The organism is Gelidibacter salicanalis (assembly GCF_016469035.1).
Taxonomy (GTDB): Bacteria; Bacteroidota; Bacteroidia; order Flavobacteriales; family Flavobacteriaceae; genus Gelidibacter; species Gelidibacter salicanalis_A.
In genome coordinates this window covers 1-2416 of sequence record NZ_JAEHJZ010000113.1, presented here as the reverse complement: position 1 = coordinate 2416, position 2416 = coordinate 1, and the positions used below count along the sequence as shown (strand labels likewise).

The window sequence follows — 2416 nt, the reverse complement described above, 5'->3', positions numbered from 1 at the left end:
ATGTTTTTGTCATGTACTAAAGCAAGAGATATTAAAAATACTTCCCGAAACATTTTTTTCACATATTAAATCAGAAACTGAATTTGAATTCGGAACTATTTTAAAAATCAACGACCTGAGAGATAATTGGGAAGATTATTTTGTTGACCAAGTATATTCAGATTTGGAAGTTTTAGTTCCGCCAAAAGAAAGCGGAGGCTTTGAAATTTATGTTTTTAGTTCTTTACTTCCCAATAAATATGGAGAAGTTTTGGGCTCAATTTGCGATGATTTTGATTATAAATTAGTAGCAACGGCTGATGAAAATCAAAATGTAAAAATAACTGTTTACAGAAATGAATATAACGTTGAACTGATTCCAAATGGTTTCTTCGAAAGAGAGGCTATGCAGAAAGAAAATTACAAAAAATCAGATTTCATAAAGGGATATTGGACTAAAACAACAACTTTTTCAAACTTACTAAAAGGGTTTAAAGAAATTGATGAGGAAAACATTTTTGATAACATTGGTCTTTTTGATTTTACATTTTACTTTTTGAAAAGGTCAACTAATTCTAGTGATGCAAAAAGGTTTTTTAATAGAAACTTTATGTCTCATAATAGAAAGGATTGGTTGAATAAATTTGGAGGAATTAAACTTTTTAGAGATAATTTTAGAGTTAGACCTTATGGCGAAGTTAATAATGTAGCTTTTGATTGGTTAGGCTTAGGTAATAGAAAGTCAACAAGTCCAGCTGGTATAGCAAAAAAAGAAGGTGGTTATAAAGTTGAGCCAGAAAATGTTGCTGGAGCTATAAGTATATCTAGACTTACCAATGTGAATTTTGAGGATAAATCAAGTCGTGAAGGTCTTCAAGAAAACAAAACATTTAAAATTTTTACTTTATTAATTGCAGAAATCATTTCTGAATTTGAAAAAGACAGGGCTTATATAGCCCGAGAGATGGATGAGTACGATGATATTTTGTATGGCCCTCAAAGAGACAGAGAAAAAGCAGAAAAACTTAAAAATGAAATAATAGCAAAAAGTAGGGCAAAAAAAGAATCAAGAGATAACAACACTAATGATGATAATTCTCAAGAAGAGCCTCAAACAGAATCAGATAAAGAAAAAGAAATTCTAGCAAGTGAATTAGAAAGACAAGAAGAAGAAATTGAAAAATTAAAAGATGAACAAAAGATTTTGAGGGGTTTAGCTAGTAGTGGAATAGTGCTTGCTTCTTTCAGTCACGATTTGAGTAAATTGAATGATGTATTAGCTTCTAGGACTGAAAAACTCAAAAATCTGATGTTAGAAAAAATTTCAGAATCAGATTATTCAGAAATTAGAGATAGTAAAAATCCATTCAAACAAATTGAGAGGATAAAAAAGCAAGATGTAAAACTTCAAAATTGGTTAAACTTTTCTTTAGGAGCTACAAGGAAAGATAAGAGAAAAAGAAAACAATTATTCTTAAAGCCTTATTTCCAAAATCTTAAGGACGATTGGGATACAGTTTTTAGTGACAGAGGCATTCAAATGGATGTTAATGAAATCGAAGAACTCGATATGAGAGTATTTGAAATAGATATTGATAGTGTTTTCAATAACTTATTAGTGAACTCTATTGATGCATTTATAATATCCAAAGAAGAAAGAAGCAGGTTAATCAAAATTAAGGTTACAAGTAGTACTAGAGGAATTATCCTAGATTATTACGATAATGGACCAGGATTATCAAAAGACATTAGTGAACCAGAAATCATTTTCGAACCTCTTTACACAACCAGAAGAAATCAGCATACTGGAGAAGAAGAAGGAACTGGTTTAGGGATGTGGTTAATAAAATCAATAGTAGAAGAAAATGACGGAAAAACTCAACTTCTATATCCAGAAATTGGATTTGGTATAAGGATAACATTTCCAATAAAATATAAAAGATAAAATATGTATAAAATACTATTCATTGATGAAGAAAAAGATACTCTAGAAGACTTTGAAGATTTTGTAGAGAATTTTACTGCTAAAGAAGAACTTAAAGCTATTACAAAATTCCCTTTAGCTGAAAAAGAGGAAATGATTGAACTAATAATAAAGTTAGCTCCAGATGCACTCATCGCAGACTTTCGACTAAATGAGATGAAGACCGATATTGATTACAATGTTCCCTATAATGGTGTTGATTTAGTTGAAGGATTTCAATCAATTCGCAATAATTTCCCTTGTTTTATTCTTACTGCTTTAGATGATGAAGCTGTAAACCAAAGTGATGACGTTAATATAGTTTATGTAAAAAATATTCTTCATAATAAAGAAGAGGGAAACGCGAAAGCAAAATTTTTAGATAGAGTTGTTAGTCAAATTGAACATTATAAACGAAAGATAGAAAACGCAAAAAATGAATTAACAGATTTAGTTAAGTACATGACAAAAAAC

2 protein-coding genes are annotated in these 2416 nt (G+C 29.7%); both read left to right on the top strand.

Annotated elements, in window-relative coordinates; all coding sequences use genetic code 11:
- A partial coding sequence (locus JEM65_RS21080) for a sensor histidine kinase (RefSeq protein ID WP_199603704.1) occupies positions 1–1924 on the top strand: 1924 nt, incomplete at its 5' end.
- 3 nt (positions 1925–1927) lie between these two features.
- Positions 1928–2416 (top strand): hypothetical protein (locus JEM65_RS21075; protein ID WP_199603703.1); only part of this gene is annotated, 489 nt, incomplete at its 3' end.